Origin of the sequence: Bacteroides sp. 51 (assembly GCF_010500965.1) — a bacterium.
GTDB lineage: Bacteria > Bacteroidota > Bacteroidia > Bacteroidales > Bacteroidaceae > Bacteroides.
Genome location: NZ_QVMI01000001.1, coordinates 392099 through 413382 on the forward strand (window position 1 = coordinate 392099; position 21284 = coordinate 413382).

Here is a 21284-nt window from a genome sequence, read left to right on the forward strand (position 1 = left end):
ATAAAGAAAACCCTATTTATTGTTTAATTAAAAATTTAATCTATGAAGAATCATTTTTTCTTGCTAAAGAAGATTCAAACCGGAAAGTTGATTCTCTGCTTGTGCCTTCTTATCGTTGGTGCTTCAACACAAGCTTGGGCAGTATCTAAGAAAGACGTTGCTGAATTAGCTCAACAAGCCAAGACCGTTAAAGGACAAGTAGTTGATGAAAGCGGAGAACCATTGATCGGCGTTTCCGTATACGTAAAAGGTACAACCACCGGAACCATTACCGACTTTGATGGTAATTTCTCTGTCACCGTACCATCCGGTGCAACGACATTAGAAATCTCCTACATTGGCTACACCACACAATCCGTAACCATTGGCAACAACACCCAGTTTAACATCCGCATGCAACCAGATGCGAAAACACTCGATGAAGTAGTCGTAATCGGTTACGGTACAGTCAAGAAACGCGACCTTACAGGCGCCGTAGTATCCGTTAAGAGCGAAGATATCACTCTGAACCCAGGCTCCAACCCCATGCAATCCCTGCAAGGAAAAGTAGCCGGTCTGGATATCACACGCGAATCCGGTCAGGCCGGTGAAGGCGTTAAAATGCAGTTGCGCGGTAACCGCTCGTTTACAGCCGACGGTAATCCTACCTTCATCATCGACGGTATGCCGGGCGACTATTCTACACTAAACCCCAACGACATCGAATCTATCGAAGTATTGAAAGACGCCTCATCCACCGCAATGTACGGTTCGGCAGGTGCCAACGGGGTAGTAATCATCACCACCAAACAAGGACAAGCGGGCAAGACAACCGTCAACTTCAATGCCTTTGCCGGTATAAACGGCTGGTCGAAGACACCTAAAATGCGGAGCGGCGATAGCTACCTGCAAGCCTTGCGCGATGCAAATGCAGCCACAGGCAACTGGTCTTCCGCAGCCGACGATGAGAAAATATTCTCCAGCGCCGAAGCCTACCAGGCACACCAAAGAGGCGAATACCTCGATTGGGCCGATATGCTGCTGGGAGATGGACTTACACAAAACTACAGTGTATCCATTTCGGGCGGAACAGAAAAAACAAAAGCATACCTTTCGCTTAACTTCGCCGATGAAAAGGGACAATACAAAGGCGATGAGTATAAAGTATACTCAACCAATATCCGCGTAGACCATCAGGTAAAAAAATGGCTGAACATAGGAGCCAACATGCAAGCATCTTATGTACACCAAAACAGAGCCTACGCCCGGTTGACCAACGCTTTGGTATCCTCACCGTTAGGTAAAGCCTACAATGAAGACGGAAGCGTCAACATCACCCCACTCGTAAGCGATGAAAGCGTAATCAGCTTGCTCCTGAACCAAGACCAAAGTGTTTACAGAAACCAGAACCAGAATTTCAAAGTATACTTCAATCCCTATATTGAATTGAAACCACTGAAGGGCCTCTCCATCATCTCTCGCGTTGGAGCAGCCATCGAAGACTCGCGGAACAACTATTTCCAAGGCATGGGTTCATATCAATACTACACCATGAGCGGTGCGGCATCAACAGGAACCAACAGCAATGTATATGCCCAGGTGAAAGAAACCCGCAACTACAACTATAAATGGGAAAACATCGTCACCTATAACTTTACATTACTGGACGACCATGACTTCACCGTAACAGGTGTAACCACATGGAACCACAACCGTAGAGACATTGCACTGGCTAAACAAGATAACATTACCGACAACAAATACATGTGGCATAACATCGGCGGAACAAACTCTTCGTCCGAAACAGAATACCAGATGTCGAAAGGAATGGGATACATCGGACGCGTCAGCTACTCTTATAAAGGAAGATACCTGCTGTCCGGTTCTGTACGTCGTGATGGTAGCTCGCGCCTGGCAAAAGACAATCGCTGGAGCACATTCCCTGCCGTATCTGCCGGTTGGAGAATCTCGGACGAAGCCTTTATGCAAAACACTTCCGAGTGGTTAAGCAACCTGAAACTCCGCGTAGGTTATGGGGTAACGGGTACGGCAAGCATCGATCCATACTCATCAAGTGCAAACCTGGAACAAAGCCAATATCAATTAGGAGGCCAGTTGTACACCACTTATTTGTTCTCCAAGAATTACGCCAACCCTAATCTCACCTGGGAAAAGTCATACAACACCAATATCGGTCTTGACGCAGCCTTCCTGAACAACCGGATTGACTTAACAGCCGATTATTATTTCACCAAAACAGACGGTGTAATCTGGGCACGCAATCTGCCCGTTGTCAACGGAGCTTACAACGCCAGCACATACTACCTCACCAACATGAATATCTGTGAAACAGAAAACCGGGGTATAGAGCTTGCATTGAACACCCGCAACATCGATACGAAAGACTTCAAATGGAACTCGACCATAACTTTCACCTACAACAAAGAAAAGATTACCGGACTGACAGACGGAGTATCCGACCATATTCAAAAGACAAATACTGACTACTATTTGAATATCGGTTACCCGGTAAACTCATTCTACGGACTTAAGAAAACCGGAATCTGGCAAAAGGATGAAGCTGCCGATGCCGCCGTATTCGGATATGAACCAGGGTATATGAAGTTTGATGTTCCGGGATTGATCAAAGAATCGGACGGTAAATGGTATAAAGTAGACGAAGAAACCGGAGAGAAAATCTATTACGACAAAGATAATAGGTATTCCATTGGTACGGGCGACTACCAAGTGCTTGGACATAACTCACCCGACTGGACACTAGGCTTCCAGAATACACTTTTCTGGAAAGACTTCGACCTAAGCATCTTCGCTTATGCACGTTGGGGGCAAATGATCAACTACGATCTATTAGGTTTCTTCGATCCAACAGGCAGTCGCAACTATCCGAAAGCATTCAGCTATTGGACAGAATCGAACCCAACCAACGATTTCCCTGCAATGAACGTCGGCGTAAGCAACGGCTACTCATTCACCAATGCATTGAATTATGTAGATGGTTCTTTCATCAAAATCAAGAACATCACCCTGGGCTATACATTGCCTAAGAAGTTGATCAAGAAAGCCGGACTCGAAAAGTGTCGTTTCTATGGAACCATCACCAATCCGTTCATATTTGCCAAGAGCGATCTGCTGAAAGATTACGATCCGGAAATGAATGGAAGTCTGAACTATCCGCTCACCAAACAATTGGTTTTTGGCGTAAACGTGTCATTCTAAAACTTATCATTTAATCATTGAATACGATGAAGAAAATATTATATAAAGCGGCTCTGGCCCTATGTGCAGCCGTAACCATACATTCTTGCTCGTTGGACGAATACAATCCGACGCAGATCACCGGTGATGAAACACTTGCCACATTCGACGGTTGGCTGGGATTGCAGACCTATTGCTATTCACCACTTTACGATCAGATGTTCTCAGCTTCCGACTACCTGGCACTTGCCGAAGCAGGTACAGACACCTGGTTGACATCGGCAAACAAAACCAATACCCAACAGTACTTCTACTATGAAGGACTGACGGTGGGGGTAAACGATGCGGCCAACAAGGTGTTCAAACAAGCCTATTCGCTGATCAACTCCTGTAACTCGGTTATTGCCCGTGCAGAAAAGATCCAGGATGGCGTGTCGGCAGATATCGAAACACTCGTAGCCGAAACCAAAACACTGCGTGCTTTCTACTATCTGGTACTTGTTACACATTATGGCGAAATCACACTTCAACTCGATGAAGCAGGCGATAACATGATCATCAGCCCCAAGCGTAATACATACGAAGAAATCTACGGACAGATCATTACCGACCTGAAAGAAGCATCACAGGTGTTGAAAACAACTCCCTATGGCGATAACTATGCTCGTGTAACCAAAAAAGCTGCCCTGGGCTTGATGGCTCGTGCTTATGCGCAAGGTGCCGGCGAAGGACTGACCGAAAACGGTACATCGTACTGGCAACGTGCCAAAGAAGTAGCCGAAGACCTGATCACCAACATGGGATCGTACAACGCCGCTATGTATGACGATATAGAAGATATGTGGACACATGCCAACAACAGACGGAACAAAGAAGCACTGTTCGTTGCTTCCGGACCGCATGCCGGACAGGACGGTTTCTCTGTTGCCTCAGGACGGACAGCCAACAAACTGGCTACATATACTATGGCTAAACCCAATTCGTTGGACGATTTCTATAAAACGAGCGATAAGAGTAACTACTTCTACGGCCGTGTAAACAACAACGTGTATGCCCCTTCACAGTACCTGATAAATTGTTTCTCCGAGTACGATAAACGTTGGGAAAACTCCTTCGTTACCGCTTTTGCCGAGTTCTCTATCATCGACTGGGGAACAACACATGACAAAAAGATTACTACTCTGACCGAAGCCCTCTGCACCAAATATAATATTGCATCGGAACACATAGGAAAGAAGATTTACCCTTATGTAGATATCGACATCAATGCTTTCGGAACCAACGGTGGTAACTCAACCCAAGCCTACGTATGGCCCAAAGGAGATCATTCCGGAAATGCGGATAACCTGATTCAACCCAAGAATGCATTCGCACACCCTTATCCATTGGCCGAAGACGAAGACCGCTTCCTGATCTATTTGTCTAAAGTGCCATTGAGCGCAGCCGAAAAAGCTAAACGTGCTTACTTCTGTGTGAACATAGACGATATGTTCGACGCTCAGGGCAGATACAAATCGGCTCAATTCGACGGAACCAACTCCTTCCAATTGTTCCCTTCATTGTCTAAATTCAACTGGTCATTCCACGGACTAGACAACGGAAGCGATATGCAAGCTCGCGTGGGCGATATGTTCATCATGCGTATGGCCGAGATTTACCTCATTGCTGCCGAAGCAAACCAGGTATTGGGCAACGGAGCAAAAGCAACGGAATATATTAATGTACTACGCAAACGCGCTTGCCGCAACGCAGCCGATTACGAAGCACACATGAAACTGAAAACCGATGCTACACTGAACGACGTTCTGGATGAGTACGCACGCGAAATGTGTGGTGAGTTCAGCCGTTGGGCTTTGTTGAAACGCCACAAAGCGTTCGAAACCCGCCTGCCGTTATACAACACCCGTGCAGCCGCATCATTTAAATCGCCGCTGAACTATCTGCGCCCCATCTCTTACGACTTCCTGAACCAGATTGATAACGCAGATGAATACGGAACAAATGGATATTAAAGTTTTATAGGCAAAATAAATATAGTTAAATCACTTTATGTAAAAGAAACAAGGGCGTACCGCGATGGTACGCCCTTGTTGTTTCTACCAGCCATATGACGAATGCTAGTAGCATTCGCACCAAATGCCAGTAGCTCTCCGTTCAAATGCCGGTAACATTCTACTGGAAAAAGAGCCGTTTTACCTAGAAACAGCCCAGAAGTGCGCCCATTAAAAACAAAAGTACGCCGAAGTGTAAATCCCAGAAAACCTCAACCCTCTACCTTTGCATATACATCTGATGGAAGGTAAATCCTAAAGTCAGAACCCATTAAAGAAGATCAATTAGCTTAAACTATATGAGTGGGAATTTTAGCATTGCAATTTATGAGGTTTCTATTGACACGATCCATATACAATATTTTACGATCAACCATACTCTACAAATCCATTATTTGTAGAGAAGTACTTGTTTCCAGACGATATTCACCCTCTTTATACAGATAAACGCAATTTACAAGCATAAACCATATATAATAAACATCAAAAGAATCTTTTATCAAATTGAACATTATTAATTAACCAATCAATTTTACACAATGAAGATGAATTTCAAGTACGTAAGCATGTTCGCCTGCGCTGCACTGATGGCAGGGCTTACAAGCTGTAGTGACAAAAATGACAACGAAGGGACAGATCCCGACGTTACGGCCGAGGAGACGACGATGACCATCTCCCTGAAGACCCTGGGCGCACAAGCAGGAACACGTGCCGTTTCTGAATATCCCGCCACCAACGAGGAAAGTATTATTTACAATGCCAAAGTTTACGTTTTCAACTCAAACAAAGTGTTGCAACAAATCGTAGACATGGAGGTAGATCCTGCAAAAATAAGTGCGGGTAACACAACAACCGAAGCTAAAAAAGTATTTAAGACCAACGTAGGAAACAAGTATTTCCTGGCTGTGGCTAACTTAAATCCCAGCTCAACTACAAATGTGCCATTAGGAACAAGCTTAGACAACTTGGTACAGATTATCGAAAACGTAAACCAAGCTAAGTTCACTACATTCCTGGATCCGGGTGATGCAACAGCCACTGGTCTTACTATCGACAAAATGGGTAATACCAAGAAAACAGGCTTCCTGATGACCAGCGGAGTAAATCTTGATGAAGGAACGCCAAACTGGTACAAAACAATTGATTACGTGGAGCGCGAAGTGGTTACTCCGGACGATCCCAGATTTCCTGCAAACAACAACGTAAGCATCTACATTGGTCGTGCTATGGCTAAGGTTTCTGTAAACATGCAGAACGTAAAGACGCCCGAAAACACAGTAGCTGTATACCAGAAAAAGACCAACGGTAAATTGGTAGGACATATCAGCGATATGCAATATGTATTGACCAACAACCCCGTTAAGATGTACTACTTCCCATTCTTCGGAACCTTGCAACGCTTCCAGACTCCCGAATGGATGTTCTATGATGGCACAGCAGCACCTCAGTTATACTGGCCTGCATTGCACGATCAAGCTCTTAGCGATCCTGCAAAACCTAATGGAGCAGCAGCCACTAAATACGGAACCGTAGGCGGACCTAATGAAGGATTCGACTACAAACCCGTTCTGTTAGGATCAAAAGGCACACAAGAGAACCTGTTGAAATCTACATTCTACGCTGTAGAAAATACCAACAACTACCCAACTTACGGTAATACTACAATCGCACAGATCAGAGCCAGATTTACCCCAGACAATGATGCAAAAGCAGATGCCGGAACTTGGGCAGCCGATGGTACATACTACCGCGTGTGGTGGCAAATTGATGCAGTGACAGGCGACGGAGAGTGGATATCAATACCTAACGAAACAGATGGAAGTGGTAACATTACAGTAAATAATGAGCATAAGAACTTCTGGACCAGTCCAGATGCTATTCTTAACTATTTCACCGTAGATGATGGTACCGGTACCGGAACAATGCGTCCACGAACAGAACAAGAGCTTATCGATGACCTTAGTTATCAAATCATTGAATTCAAAGGTGGTATTTGCTACTACATGGTTCCTTTACGTAATACTTACCTGCAAGATGATCCAAGCCAGCAAAAAGGTAACGAAAACATCGTTTACAGCGTTGTACGTAACCACTATTATGACATCACTGTAACCGGCATCACAGATTCAGGATATCCTGCTCCTGGTGGTGGCCCTGGTCCTGGTGAAGAAACAGAACCAGAAGATCCATTGGATCCGGAAGAAAGCCAATACATCCAGGTTCAGATCGAAGTTAAACCTTGGGTATGGGTAAAACAAAGTGAAGAAATCGGTATCCGCGACTAATCACTTACATAATAGGCAAAACCTTAAGTACCCGGCCTCAGGTCGGGTACTTATCTGCCTAAATAATTAATCATTAAGGTTTTCTCCTTTTCGGATTGTCAAATCTCCAATAAGAATGATGAACAAAAGAATTACTGCTCATAGAATAATGATATTCCTCCTATTGCTCGCTCCATTTATGACGGGCTGCCTTGGAGAGAAAGACCGGGATTGTATCATTTACGGAAAGTATCCCTTAACACTCCGTTTTCTACACAACATAAACCCCGAACATAATAACACCCTACCTAGTGTGATCGACTTCATAGATCTGTACTTTTACACTGAGTCGGGCCAAATCTATCAAACGTTCCATCTGACAAAAGACGAACTGGAGAAAACCAATTACACATTCACCGAACATTTCAAACCGGGCAACTATCGCTTGTCCTGTTGGATGAACACCGGAGACGACGACTACATCGTTAACTACCCTGAGCGTATAAGCACAGGCAATGTAGAAGTCATTGGAAAAGAATACCACCTGAACGTTGCCGAAAACACACCCGGCGTATTCTATGGCTACGACGACCGACTATACGATATTGATTATGAAAATCAAGACGTTGTATTCACCATCGTAGACTATCCGGAAGAGAAAACGATCAACTTTGCTAAAAACACCAACCATATTGAGGTAATTACTAAGTTCGACCGCGTATTGGTAGATCCCAAAATGATAGACATACGTATTGTAAGCCCCAACGGACTCGCCAACTTCGTCAATCGCGCAGTTCCAAACAGTCCTCGCTATACATACCACCCATATCAAGACCCTATAGTAACAACGTACGAACTTGACCCCATTTATGGATACAAGTACTACTACAGCCAAATCAACAACTTCACCACACAACGTTTGTGGGAAGGTGATGAGGCCGAACTCATCATCTCATACACCGACTACACGGGTTATGTCGATGTAATTGCCCGTTACAAACTGACAGACGATCTGTTAATGAAGAACCCGCTATACAACAACAATTTCCAATTAGAACGATACGATCAATATCAGATCGTATTCTATTTCGATTTCGATCGTCAGTTTGTTGTCACCGAAATCGTAGTCAACGACTGGGTACTCATTAACCAGAAACATGAGCTATAATTAACTTAGCCCTTAACCCCTATCAAACCAATGAGACGTTTATATTATCTGATATTATCATCCCTATTGCTGCTTGGAGTTCATACTTCCTGCACAAAAGATTCGTCTAATGTTACACCCGGCATAGGCGAAGAGGAGGAGGAAATTGTTATTTCCACCGGAGGTACCAGATACACACCGGAAGCGGTAACCGATAGCAGCTATACCGTGTTCCGTATATTGGTATTTGATAAGGCAACCCAAGAGTGCAAGCACAACTACTATTATGGCTACACTACAGATACTATTTTCCGCATTAAAATAAAACCGGGAATCTACGATCTTGTTTTCATTGCCAACGAAATCAGTGATCAGAACAATCCGAATCCTAACAACGCATCCCAGCAACTTCAGGACTTCGGCAATGTAATGAAGAACTACATGCAGGATTTAGACAACATCATGTTCAACCGCAGGGCTTTCGATGCCAACAAGCACATCCCTATGGCAGGTATAAAAAGGAACATAGAAGTACTAGGTCCTATGCATTGGATAGACCACTACGACGATAATGACCCCGCCACTTACAAGACATACAATAAAGACGACGCTGATTACAAACCCATGCCCGTAAGCATCGTGCGTCTGGGCGTACGCGTAGATGTTGTCCTGAAAACACTAAAAGAAGAAATCAAAGATGAGGTAGATGGAATTACCTTCATCAACATACCCGAAGAAGTGCCTTTACTGCCCACCTATGAAGAAACAAGTAAGTTTGGAAATCCAATCTGCAATGCAGAAGTTCCGACAGGGAATACCAATTCGGCTCCATATACCTACACCGAAATCCTGGGAGACTCTCTTTGGACCAAGCTCGAAGATGAGAGTTATATATGGACCAAAACACGCGTCATTATGCCTTCCGCCGTCTTTTTGAATCCAACGAAGGCAGCGAATGCCATATCCCTTCGATTAAGATTAAAAACCAAAAATATGGACGACGTTCCATTGGGTATTAACACCCCACGTACCACACCTGTACCTCCAACAGAGGGTAGTGACCTACCACCGAAGAACGATTATACGCTTCCGCGGAACACCCGGCTAACGTTCGAAGGAAACATCAGAGACTATAGCCTGTATATATCCATCTCCGTACGCGGATGGACAGAGGCAAAATCCGACGGAACCATTCCACCCATACACGTACCCGATTGATGATTATTAATAAAACAACATATCTTATGAAACATTTACTTACTTACATATTTGCATTCATATTAGGAGGACTCCTCCTTGGCAGTTGCCAACAGGATGACAAAGTTGAGCAGGCCGAAGAACAAGCAGGACTTTACATCTCTATCGGCGCATTCGGCAATAACAGCTCTACACGGGCAGTAAACGTAACCACCGAGTCGAAATTCAACAAGTTCACCGTACTCTATTTCAGAAAGTTAGATAACGACAAATACTACCTGATGGATAGAGAAGACCTGGAAGCAGACCCATCGGTAAATAACGGAGAAGGCAACCACCGATTATCCCGTCCGTTTACAACCTGGATGGGCGGTCCCGGCAACGCTGAAGCAGAAGAATATGAAAACATGAAAGTGGTAGTTGTTGCTAACCTAACTCCTTCCGATATTACTGCTGCACTGGGTAGTTTAACCTACCCCATTGCTGTTGTCGATGATGATAAAGATGACATAGGAACAGTGCCATCTTACGTGAATAGCAAACACGATATCTATGAAATGGAAACGATATTGAAGAAATTAACCTTTGGAACAGCAGCTTCCGGCGCTATTTATAAAGGAGGCAAAACCGGAACAGGAACTGGTGAAACAGGTAACTACATACCGATGTACGTATGTTCCGAACCGGTAACAATTAAAACCAAGTATACTGCCAATACATACATTGACGACCGTAATTATAACAACTCAGCAGGTTTTCCCGATATTGCAGATAGATCATTTCAACTCATGCGTTCGGTAGCCAAAGTAAGCATTACGAATAAAAATGTAACAGATAAAACCAAACTTCCAAAAGGGAAAGAACTAAAAACATTCCAAATCTACGATGCTTACATCGAACATGGCAATAGTCTGGGATATATTTATCATAGTGCAGCTATTGTAACAGGAACTGATGCCAGCAATAATAAAATAGGTAGAGTCATTGCATCCAGTGTACCAACTACAGACGGCACACGCAATAAAGGTTCGGAAGCAGCCAGCAACACTTCTGCAGTAGCTGACGGAAATAAGATATCTATAGCAGCAGTAGATACAGACGACCAGTCGCCAACATATGACCAGCAAGTCTTTACACCTTTCTATTTATACGAAGTAGAAACAGAGGCTCCAACAGACCCGAACGATCTGAGTACTTATCCTGCTTTTAAACGTACAGATCATTGCCACATCGTGCTTAGAGGCTTTCGTGATGGCAAAGGGTTGGACGACCCGGATACGGATGACGTAGACGAAACCGATCTGAGTGAATTAAAGACATACCTTATCCCTTTCCCTTATTTAGGTAAAGCAGCCATCCCTGTTGCCAACTTTGACTTAACTGGTAGTGTACTACGCAACCATCATTACGATTTCACTATTGATGGGGTAACGGACTTGGGACTTTATATGTCGCTATCCGTACGGCCCTGGACCGATGTAACGGTAACCGTAGACCCAATTCCTGTTCCTGATTAAAATAAGTACAACCACACATGAAGTTAATTTGGCAATATATCATAGTTCTCATTTGGACAGCTTGTTTACTTACCTCATGCTCCGAAACTGAGATCGACTTGGAAGAAAAGCCGACCGAGGAGGAGGTGCAGAATGAGGCAGCCGTTCACCTTTCGTTAGTAGCTTCCGATGCAGTGACTACACGAGCAGTGAGTGAAGAAGCCATTACCTCTATTGATGTCATCTTCTTCAAGCGGTCGGGAAATGCCGGTAATTACGAATATACATTTGATGGAGGAGAATATAATCTAAAATTCGAGAAAGTCGGGTCACTCTATAAAACCTCATTCCTTCCACCATACTATGACGATGGCGTGGTGTGGAATGTGATTATTATGACCAATGCCACCAAGACCATTCAAGACCTGAAAAACAGTTGGACGGGAATGTCAATGGCAGATGTACAGAAAACTCTGATTTACAGTCTGGAAAAGACCCCCGCCACCAATCCCAAAACATATTGGACACCCAAGGAGTTTTTCCTGATTGATGAACCCACCACTCCCGAAGAGGATCGTGATCCTACCGGTTTCCCAATGTATGCCTTGCTCGAAAACAGGGAACTAAACGATAGAAAAGCCAAGCAGTTGGGTACTATTTCGGTGATACGCATGGTGGCTAAATTCACTATTAATAATAGTTTTGACGTCAGTGATGTAGACAAGAAGAAGATTTACATTGACAAAGCTTACTTGGTCAACGATTACAAAAACTCTTATGCCTGTACCGACTATTATACACTCAATTCAACTCAGAATCCCGGATACCCAACCATACCCACCACTTGGGTTGGACCTGGTTATTCTGGTAAGGCAGAACGTGAACTTGAGTTTGTAGAAGTTGACGATGAAGATGAAACGGACCCCAAGGTAATAGGGCAAGAAATCACGTTCTATGCCTTCGAATCCAGAAATAGCGTAGAAGAAGCCGGCTCCGGAAAAGAAGTCATATACCTGGATAATAAGTTTGTAAGAGATTGCATCGATCCTGCCAAGCGAACCTATACCCACATTCGTTTGGAGACTTTTTACGATGGTGACCCTGCCGATCCGGCTACATACTTTCTTGCCATCCCCAAAGTAGCGTGGAATATGAACTCCCTTGTTCTATTCAACGATCGACTAGGTGATATTTTAAGAAACTACCATTACACCCTAAACATCAAAGGAGCATCGAGAACGCAACTCATCGATACATATGTAGAAGTACAAAATTGGAATGACCGCGAAATTCCGGTAAATGACCTGGAATAGGTTTAAAGTATGCCAACTGGCTATTTGAATTTTAATTATAGAAGTTATGAAGCATTTATATAATCTGATTATTATTCTGTTCATCTCTCTGCTTTGGATGGGGTGCAAGGACAATGATGAGATACCACCTGTCATCCCCGATCCTGACGAAGGAACCGAACATATTCAATTCGTGTTGAATATACAGGAATCACCGGGAGACCCTACACAAGATCCAAGTACCCGCGTTGTCGTGCCAGTTACTGATGCAGTAATAGAAACTGTAGATTTGATTGCTTTTACCCGGGTTGAGAGTGGCAATACCTGGAAATTCGCATACAGCGCAATGGCCGAAACAGAAGTCCTGGCAAACGGTGTTATAAAATGCACGGCTGCACTCAAGCAAAGTGTTTATGACCAACGTTTCATGTTTCTGATCAACTCCAGAGTTTATCATGGCACCTATTCCATATTACAAGGGCAAACATGGGATTTGAGCAATGTAGCTGGTGGTTCGGAGGATGCCTTGCTCTCACTGCTGGAAATAGTGAATCCTACAATTTGGTTTCCCAGCAGAACCACCGCCGACAAGAAGGCTATTCCTATGTATGGAATGACAGATGGTTTCTATAAAATACCTCTGGCAAGCAAAGAACTCAACGACAAAGACCACCCATTTCTCTTAACACGTATGTTGGGGCGTATAGACGTTCGGGAAGCAGATGGCGGAATAGAGGATAATAGTGACGAGCCGGGAAATGTAAGACTGGTAGAAGCCTATCTGTATCAACGCAAGTCGAAAGGATATCTGACCTATCAGCAAAGATTTATGGGTGATTATTATAACAATCATTATATTACTCAATCATGGGTTCCTGGTAACAACATACTTCATTACCGGTCGGAGGTATATAAAACCGAAGACTACAATGGAATTAATAGAGTCACAGGCCGGATATACACCTTCGAATCCGAAAATGCCAACGCTCTAGGCACCGACCGCCTGAAAGTAGCTGCCATTGTGGTAGGACTCAGCAAAGACGGTGGAGATCCAACTTATTACCGGATAGATATCCCAAGATTTAATAGTCAAACGGGCAATGCAATAGCAAACAGCATGGGGCCGATTATGAGAAACCATTGTTACGACATTGAAATAAATAGTATAACAGGCGATGGTGAACTCACCCCCGATGAAGGATACGAGGGCCGGACAACGATCAATGCCACCGTACGTAACTGGGAACAGGTAGACATAGGGATAGATTATGAAGGTAGCTACAATCTATGGGTTAGTAAAACCTATATAAAGTATCCCTGGGATCATAAAGACCCTATTCAGTTCTGGGCAAGCACCAGCCACACCAACGGATTTAAGTTTGGACTGGGAGAGGATGCTTCGGTTTGGGCTCCAGTTGCCGAACATGTTACCCATACCAGTCCCAAAACGGGTTCCACCACACCTTACCTTCCATTCAGATATGCATTATATACCGGATATCCGGGTAATACGAATACAAGAATCATCTTTCAGCCTTATGATAGTGATGAAAAAGGTTCACGTTTCGCCTCTTATGTGTTCAATGCTGGAAACATCTATAAATATGTACACCTGGAACAGACAGGTAGAGATGGGGGCTGGTACAATTCGGGAATCATTACCGACTGGGAAGACCTGGAATTCACAGGAGGAGGTGAGAATGGAGTTCGTCTGGAGCTGGAAAGAGATACGGCCTATTACGATGGAGCCCAAGCCAGATCCGAATTAATGCTAAACGTAACCGGGCTGGCAAGAATAGGGCTCACTTGGGTTATAACAGCGTCCGAAGGTTCATGGATAACTCCCAAAACCGGACCCGTAGAAGCCAATGGAGAGTCAGTTCCTTTCAAATTTGAGCTGAAATCAAAACTCGAAGACGCTTCCGGTTACGGCACTCCATTCAAGAATACAAATTATTATAGTAGCTCCATAAAAGAACGCAAAGGAAAAATGGAACTCCAGTTGGGACCTGTAATTAAAAAGATCAACATCATTCAGTATGACGTAACTGGTGTGACTCTTGAGCCCGATGAGGACTACTCCAATACAAACGAACTGGTACTGGGAGCAAAAGAGTATACACTCACCATACCGGCAGGTGTAGAAATGTACAAATTAAAGCTCAATACTGCACGCAAAGGATGTGCATGGGAGATCGAGGCCGAAGAAGATAGAGGAGAATTATTGGGTGGAATACGCAATGCCAGAGGAACAGGTAGCGGCGAAGTCGTACTGTGGATAAATAAGAATGTGCATAGAGACGCCACAGCTACCATCCGGATTTCACCATCAACTCCTCAAAACAGACAAGAGTTTAATCCTGTTTATGTGAAAATCAAAAAGGCGTATTAACCAAGCCGTTTAAAAAGATGAGAAGAAAAGTTATTTCACTAATGATATGTATTGTTCTGCTGGTAGGAATAACCTCCTGTCAGGACGAAGTAAACATTGCATCTATTCTCCCCACCGAAGGGTATTTTACGGTAGAAGTGATGCTACCCAACCATCAGTTACCGGCTACCCGGGCAGCACTCGAAGATGCAGACGAAAGAAGAATATCCTCTATGTACGCATTGGTATTTAACGCCGGCGACGATAAACTTTTGGAGATTCAAGAAATTGATACACTCAGTTTCATACCTGGTTCAACAACAGGGAGGTTTTACTTTAAAATGGAAGAGTTCTCCTACACACAAGAGGTCTACGTCACGATAGTGGCTAATGTAGATTATGATACGTTCATTGATCCGCTTAGTATATCAGAGACATACGATGACATAAGACTCAGATTCAAGATAGATGCACAGTCCGATTGGAAACGCCCGGAAGAAAAGGGCGAGGACTGGCAAGGGATACCCATGTGGGGGAAATCGATCGTATTTGTTGGAACAAAGATACCAACACTTTCTATACCCCTGATGCGCGCCCTGGCCAAAGTAGAATTCCACTATTCTAACACCAACACAACATTTGCTATAGAAAAGATACATGTGTACAATGCTGCACGGCATTTCTATATCATGCCCGACATAAATAACCTATATTCCGTACCAGATGATAACAAGGCAGAAAAACCAACTATAGTAAATAACGATACGGAAGATATTCTCGACACATACCTCTACTCCAAAACAGGCAACTCCCTTCGGATGTATCTTCCCGAACAAGAAAAGGGTGTGGCGTATAATAAATCAGACCCGAGCGATTGGATGAATAATCTGCAATTCATTCTGGAAGGCACATACACCTACAGAGGCGGAGCGAAAACCACTTGTTACTACCGGATTGATTTAAATTCAACAAACAAAGCAGATGGCTATTTGGATGTGATACGAAATAATGCCTACCACATCTATGTACAGCCCCCAACAATGCCGGGTGCCTTAAACCTGAATGATGCCCGTCAAAAGGAACCTTACTATGAGGAAGACATAAGTTATACAATAGTTTGTGACAAAGGCGATATCCTGCATATTGCTTCGGTAAACGGAGTAATGTTGGGCGTTAGCCGATTGGAATTCCACCGCGATTCATGCAAACAAACCATAACCATTGCCGATGAACATACCAATACAGATGCAACACCTAAAACGTATCTGAAAGTACAATGTATTGATGAATTCGACGCGCCTCAGGATTGGGCTTTCGAGTTTGTAGATGACGATGGTTTACCAACACCACAACCCGATTGGATTCTTGATGCCCAAAAAGAGGGGGATAGCGAACTAGGTGGTATAAAAATTGAGCTGGCCAGTGCCTTTCATCTTGCAGCCAATGATGTAGTATCCCGGACTGCCAACATCAATGTCCACACATTAGATGATAGATTGAACCACACCATTAAAGTAGTGCAGTACAACCAGCCGTTTATCAAGGACTGTATGCACCCCAAACAAAAAAAATACTGGCTTGTAAACCATCTACAGGGTAAAGGGGTAGTTATTCAACCCGCCACCCCCTGGCGATCTAAACTCCTGGAAGATGATCACTATGTTGTAAAAGAAATACGTACGCTCAGTAGTATGGTAGAGAAACAGAAAACTACATTTTTCATCCGCCTTGTCAATGGTTGGAACGAAACCAATCCGGACAAGCAATACCCATACGAAAGCACCGATGTGACAGCACTCGTAAGGTTTCAGTCTACGCTTGACCCAGCCTTATACACCGACTTCCCGATGCAGTTTTTCGGTTTACTGAAACGGCATGGATTTTACATCAGCATCGCTCAACCCGATGCAACGCACTTCAATCATGATATTCATGGTGTGTTCGAAGACCACAACTGGTATCATGCCAATAATCAATATGACTTTGACTATGATCCCTCTGGTTTTTTTGTCGGCAGACCCAGGGGGATATACGGAGAGGCACCAACCGGCTGCCCCGCATTGGGCCTAGGTCCAGACGGAGAACCATGGCGATTGCCTACTCCAGGCGAATTGAATAAAATATTCCTTGATCTGGAAGATGGTGAAACGCGCGAAGAGTTTGACGATAAAATCATGAACTTCTGGCACACCATTGCCCGGTGGGGAGGCGAATGGTATCTTGACCAAGTCGATTGGGCAGCCGAACGAGAAAGAGGAAACCCCAATGGTTCTATCTTCTATCAGGCAGTAAGCATCGGCCACTTTACAAGATCTGCCGGTATTTATTTATATCCGGAGAATACAAAAATATCCACAGTAAAGCAATATGACTACGGCGAGGAACATAAAATGGGAATATTCTGGGATACAAACCGAAATAAGAGCACAGGTCGTGAATACTTTTGCATCAGTAAATCTACTAATTAAATGAATATGATGAATAAGATATATACATTTATTCTAGGATTAACACTACTATTGACAACAGCTTGCGAAAGCAATGTGTTGAATACAATTCCCGATCCGGAAGACGAATTATCCGAAATTACCGTGATTATTCCGGATGCGGATCTGCCCCAAGCTTCAACACGCATGACAACCATAGAAGAGCGGACCGTGGGAACAAACGAAGGTGACGTCTATGTCTTTGTATTCAGAGCATCGAGCAATGAGTATATTAATCATTATCCGGCCGTAGTAAAAAACCCCACAGCAACAGCGAAAACATTTAAATTTCCGAAGATCATAACAAATGATGACTTTTTTCTGGTGGTTATTGCCAATGCTAAAGAGTGGGTAGAGAAAATGGATAATGCAGGAGCATACCCAGGCCAGACGTATGAAGAGATTCAGGCCATGCTTGTTATGGACTATGCCGGCAAATGGCCGGACCAGACCAAAGATGGAGCATTCAAACTGCTGCCCATGTGGGGAAGAACAGCTTCCGCCCCCGCCGATAAGAAAGTTCATACAGCAACCTTGGTTCGTAATGTAGCCGCTATAAACGTGCCTGTAAATGCCGGCAACGGCATAACCGGCTTTGAGATTCAACAAATCACCCTTTGCAATGTATACAACCAAATAGCACTGATACCCAATCCGAAAAATGTAGAAACCGGTAATTTGAAAGTAAACAATCCCAGTTTGCCTACATTACGTGCCGATAGAGAGAATTTTTTCGATTTAGAATATAAAGGTAGCGATGGTAGCCTTACAGCCGACGAAATGAAAAATGGAATCACTTCACAAATCTATATACCCGAGCAAAAAGCCGGGTCCAAAACCACAGCCAAAGATCATTTTCATTTAATCATAGAAGCCAAGTATAATGGCACTCCTACATTCTACAGAATAGATATAGCCAACTCTATTAAAAACGTCGACGGGTTTATAAAAGATTATGAATTCCTTCCTGTACTTCGTAACCACAAGTATACTCTAAATATTACAGCAGTGAAAGATCTTGGTTTTGATTCATTTGAAAAAGCACATACTACCATCGGGGGACCGGGCACTAATCTGATTGTGGACCTGGTATGCGAAGATGATATGTACCATAACATCTTCTATAATGGTAAATATTATGTCAAATCAGATCGGAAAGCCATATATCGGAACTTTGAAGCAGTGAGCAAGATTCCCTTAAAGATTCTAGCCAACGAAGCAGGTAAACTTGAGATTGCAGGAGGCGGAGCATGGTTAACTATAGCCAGAAAAGATGGAGCTCCTATTGCCAACATAAACAGAGGACTGAATGAATTTGAGGTTTCCATGCAGAAAAACAGTGGCACCAACGCCGCCTCTCGTGGAGCTACTATGAAAATAGACGTAAAAGGACTTAAGGCCGAAATTCCTATAGCACAAGGTAAGAATGGACAGAAAGACTTGATTGCCTTTAATCCACCTGTCAGCAAATATTGGGCGGTCGCAAGAGGTGATACAGAAACCGGGATCACTAGCAAAGGTACAGCTATTTCTTTAGGAGAATGTACAAATGATACCAGCAATGACCCGGTGAAAGTGGCAAGAGATGGAGCTGGAAAAGCAATAGATTGGGCAGCAGAAATAGTGTCTGATCCCGGCAAAAACATGAAATGGCTAAGAACTCCTTATGTAGTCAATGCGAATTATGACCATGTATATCAGACATCTTACGCCTCAACTCAAACAAATAACAAGGAGAGGTTATTCTTCTTTGATTTGGCAAATAAATGGGATCAGGATATAGAAGCAGGGAAAGATGAAGTCGAAATTCTGATTTACGCCATAGACGATCCAGAATGGGAACAAAAGCTTACGATTAAAGTATTTGGACTTTTAAAGGTAGGCAATCTATACGTCTCGCCAACTCATCCTCAACAAGGAAAAAATAAGTACTTTAGCAGCACACCTTGGACTTATGACTGGGACAGAGCAAAAGCTGCTTGCGATGGTTTGACTGGTAGAGAGTGGCGGCTGCCCAGTGGCGACGAAATCAGAAGTATTATTCTAGGAATGAGTGGTGGTACAGCAGGATGGACCAATCAAAATGACGAAATGTCACTCCCCGAAAACAGAGTAAGTGATGAGTTGATAAACTTTTGGTATACAGTAACCAATTGGGGTTATAATGCACCAATCATCTGCTGGGATGCTAAGAGAACATTCTATAGTTCTGGAACCAATACCCACCACCGTAAATGGACTAATGAAGAAAACGGTCTACATGATGCTTATTTTGTAGAACTCAGGTATCGGGCATGGCCTGGGAATAACTCATCAAGAAATAAAACCCAAAGCACAAATCCATCCTACTTTTGCGTAAGTGAAGTTACGCCATAGGATTAAACATACATAGCGTTTTTCCGGCAAAAAGTGTCATATCTGACACGCCCTACCCCGGAAGGACGATGAATAGGCGATTTCCGAGAGTAAGGTATTGCGCAGAAGTGACATCCTAATATCACAAGTCACACGAAATGATGAATGATGCACAGTGCGACTATGCTCTCCTTTCTGAATTAAACCATTGAATGCCAACCATAGAACCACCTTCCTTTTCAACAGGAAGTGTCATAGCCTTCAAAAGACCCGGATCTTCCATACCAATAGACCCGGGTCTTTTGTATTCATACACCCGGGTGTATCAGACCGAAAGACCCGGGTCTATTTAAAGTTGATCCACTTGCGTATGTGGTTTACGGTGGTTTCTCTGTACAGTTTCTCTTATGGCAGAAGGCATAAACAGTATGCCAACAGATATAAGCAACTTAGCCGATGGGGATATTTATTCCCTATTATATTGAATGACTTCCCCCTTGGCGGCCTTGGTACGCAACGCACGTGGCGAATCGCCAAAAGAGGCTTTACAGAAGTGTGCAAAATGCGACAGTGAATCGAACCCGTAACGTTGGCTGATTTCTGTAATCTTTTGTTTCGTATGTTGTAGATCATTCAGAATACCATCGCGTTTCTTATTCAAGATCCATTCATATACAGGCTCCCCATACATATTCTTGAACAAACGGCGGAACGTAGTGGTGGTATATCCGCCTAGATGTGCAAATTCTTCCACATTCTTCACCCTGTCATAGTTCTGCATGACAAAGTAATGGAAGCTTTCTGTGTACCGGCTGATTGGGTAGAAGAAGATACTAAGCTGTGGCAAAGGATAATAGCAAGTCAGGATATATACAAGTTCCTGGCATTTAAGTTCTATAAACTGTCCACATGGTATTTGCTCTTTCAAGTAATCACACATATCATTCAAGTAATTACTCAATCGGGGAATAGTTACAAGAGGAGTATAAGTCAGCGGTGCTTCCGAAACCTCAAGTATTTTATTATAACGGGGTTCACATATCTGGGGCAGTTCATTAAACCAGTACACCAGATATTCGACATTAGTAAGAGCCAGAAGTTCCAGTTTGGAACCAATAGCTTGTAGAACAAATTGCCCGTTACGTAACGTCGTACCGGGATACTCTTCACTGTTTATTAGTAGTTCACCTTTAAGCATGAATATCATGCAGTTTTGCGTGCATTTATCAGAAGGAGAATGGTACCCTTTCTGTATTTTGTGATGAATCAGAACACCCTCTGATGCTTTACTACATTGTGAACAATCTGTTAATCTTTTGCAACGATCATCCTTGGTCATTATAAGAAAATTGTAGTTTGTCTTGCAAAGATAGGAGTTTTTTTGATTATCACACCTACATTTGATGCATCTTTATTCAATATTTACATCA

At 43.5% G+C, this 21284-nt stretch carries 11 protein-coding genes; 10 read left to right on the plus strand and 1 reads right to left on the minus strand.

The window, feature by feature from the left end; all coding sequences use genetic code 11:
• Positions 1–42 precede the first annotated feature (42 nt).
• From D0T87_RS01370 to D0T87_RS01415, 10 genes are all read left to right on the plus strand, one after another.
• On the plus strand, positions 43–3216 hold the full coding sequence (locus D0T87_RS01370) for a TonB-dependent receptor (protein WP_163172069.1): 3174 nt from the start codon (positions 43–45) through the stop codon (positions 3214–3216).
• A gap of 26 nt (positions 3217–3242) precedes the next feature.
• The gene (locus D0T87_RS01375; RefSeq protein WP_163172071.1) at positions 3243–5207 is read left to right on the plus strand and encodes a RagB/SusD family nutrient uptake outer membrane protein; all 1965 of its coding nucleotides are present in this window, start codon (positions 3243–3245) and stop codon (positions 5205–5207) included.
• A gap of 578 nt (positions 5208–5785) precedes the next feature.
• On the plus strand, positions 5786–7531 hold the full coding sequence (locus tag D0T87_RS01380; RefSeq protein ID WP_163172073.1) for an Mfa1 family fimbria major subunit: 1746 nt from the start codon (positions 5786–5788) through the stop codon (positions 7529–7531).
• A 115-nt stretch (positions 7532–7646) separates the two neighbouring features.
• Positions 7647–8678, plus strand: coding sequence for a FimB/Mfa2 family fimbrial subunit (locus D0T87_RS01385; RefSeq protein WP_163172075.1), 1032 nt, complete (start codon positions 7647–7649; stop codon positions 8676–8678).
• A 30-nt stretch (positions 8679–8708) separates the two neighbouring features.
• Positions 8709–9875 carry a hypothetical protein gene (locus D0T87_RS01390; RefSeq protein ID WP_163172077.1) on the plus strand — a complete coding sequence of 389 codons (1167 nt, stop codon included), beginning with the start codon at positions 8709–8711 and terminating at the stop codon, positions 9873–9875.
• Between the two features lie 26 nt (positions 9876–9901).
• Positions 9902–11371: a hypothetical protein gene (locus D0T87_RS01395; RefSeq protein ID WP_163172078.1), complete on the plus strand. Its 1470-nt coding sequence runs from the start codon at positions 9902–9904 to the stop codon at positions 11369–11371.
• Between the two features lie 17 nt (positions 11372–11388).
• The gene (locus D0T87_RS01400) at positions 11389–12663 is read left to right on the plus strand and encodes a hypothetical protein (protein ID WP_163172080.1); all 1275 of its coding nucleotides are present in this window, start codon (positions 11389–11391) and stop codon (positions 12661–12663) included.
• A 46-nt stretch (positions 12664–12709) separates the two neighbouring features.
• Positions 12710–15034, plus strand: a complete 2325-nt coding sequence (locus D0T87_RS01405) for a hypothetical protein (RefSeq protein ID WP_163172082.1) — start codon at positions 12710–12712, stop codon at positions 15032–15034.
• A gap of 17 nt (positions 15035–15051) precedes the next feature.
• Complete coding sequence (locus D0T87_RS01410) at positions 15052–17481, plus strand: DUF4906 domain-containing protein (RefSeq protein ID WP_163172084.1); 2430 nt, start codon at positions 15052–15054, stop codon at positions 17479–17481.
• A gap of 6 nt (positions 17482–17487) precedes the next feature.
• The gene (locus tag D0T87_RS01415) at positions 17488–19875 is read left to right on the plus strand and encodes a hypothetical protein (protein WP_163172086.1); all 2388 of its coding nucleotides are present in this window, start codon (positions 17488–17490) and stop codon (positions 19873–19875) included.
• 445 nt (positions 19876–20320) lie between these two features.
• Here D0T87_RS01415 and D0T87_RS01420 read toward each other — a convergent pair whose 3' ends face one another.
• Positions 20321–21193 (minus strand): helix-turn-helix transcriptional regulator, encoded by an 873-nt coding sequence (locus D0T87_RS01420; protein WP_163172088.1) that lies wholly within the window; start codon positions 21191–21193, stop codon positions 20321–20323.
• Between the last annotated feature and the right edge of the window lie 91 nt (positions 21194–21284).

What these genes read in the sequence shown, in the direction of transcription:
- D0T87_RS01410 (WP_163172084.1), top strand. Translation starts at nt 15,052, where the DNA reads ATGAGAAGAAAAGTTATTTCACTAATGATATGTATTGTTCTGCTGGTA.
- D0T87_RS01395 (WP_163172078.1), top strand. Translation starts at nt 9,902, where the DNA reads ATGAAACATTTACTTACTTACATATTTGCATTCATATTAGGAGGACTC.
- D0T87_RS01370 (WP_163172069.1), top strand. Translation starts at nt 43, where the DNA reads ATGAAGAATCATTTTTTCTTGCTAAAGAAGATTCAAACCGGAAAGTTG.
- D0T87_RS01405 (WP_163172082.1), top strand. Translation starts at nt 12,710, where the DNA reads ATGAAGCATTTATATAATCTGATTATTATTCTGTTCATCTCTCTGCTT.
- D0T87_RS01385 (WP_163172075.1), top strand. Translation starts at nt 7,647, where the DNA reads ATGATGAACAAAAGAATTACTGCTCATAGAATAATGATATTCCTCCTA.
- D0T87_RS01380 (WP_163172073.1), top strand. Translation starts at nt 5,786, where the DNA reads ATGAAGATGAATTTCAAGTACGTAAGCATGTTCGCCTGCGCTGCACTG.
- D0T87_RS01400 (WP_163172080.1), top strand. Translation starts at nt 11,389, where the DNA reads ATGAAGTTAATTTGGCAATATATCATAGTTCTCATTTGGACAGCTTGT.
- D0T87_RS01420 (WP_163172088.1), bottom strand. Translation starts at nt 21,193, where the DNA reads ATGACCAAGGATGATCGTTGCAAAAGATTAACAGATTGTTCACAATGT.
- D0T87_RS01390 (WP_163172077.1), top strand. Translation starts at nt 8,709, where the DNA reads ATGAGACGTTTATATTATCTGATATTATCATCCCTATTGCTGCTTGGA.
- D0T87_RS01415 (WP_163172086.1), top strand. Translation starts at nt 17,488, where the DNA reads ATGATGAATAAGATATATACATTTATTCTAGGATTAACACTACTATTG.
- D0T87_RS01375 (WP_163172071.1), top strand. Translation starts at nt 3,243, where the DNA reads ATGAAGAAAATATTATATAAAGCGGCTCTGGCCCTATGTGCAGCCGTA.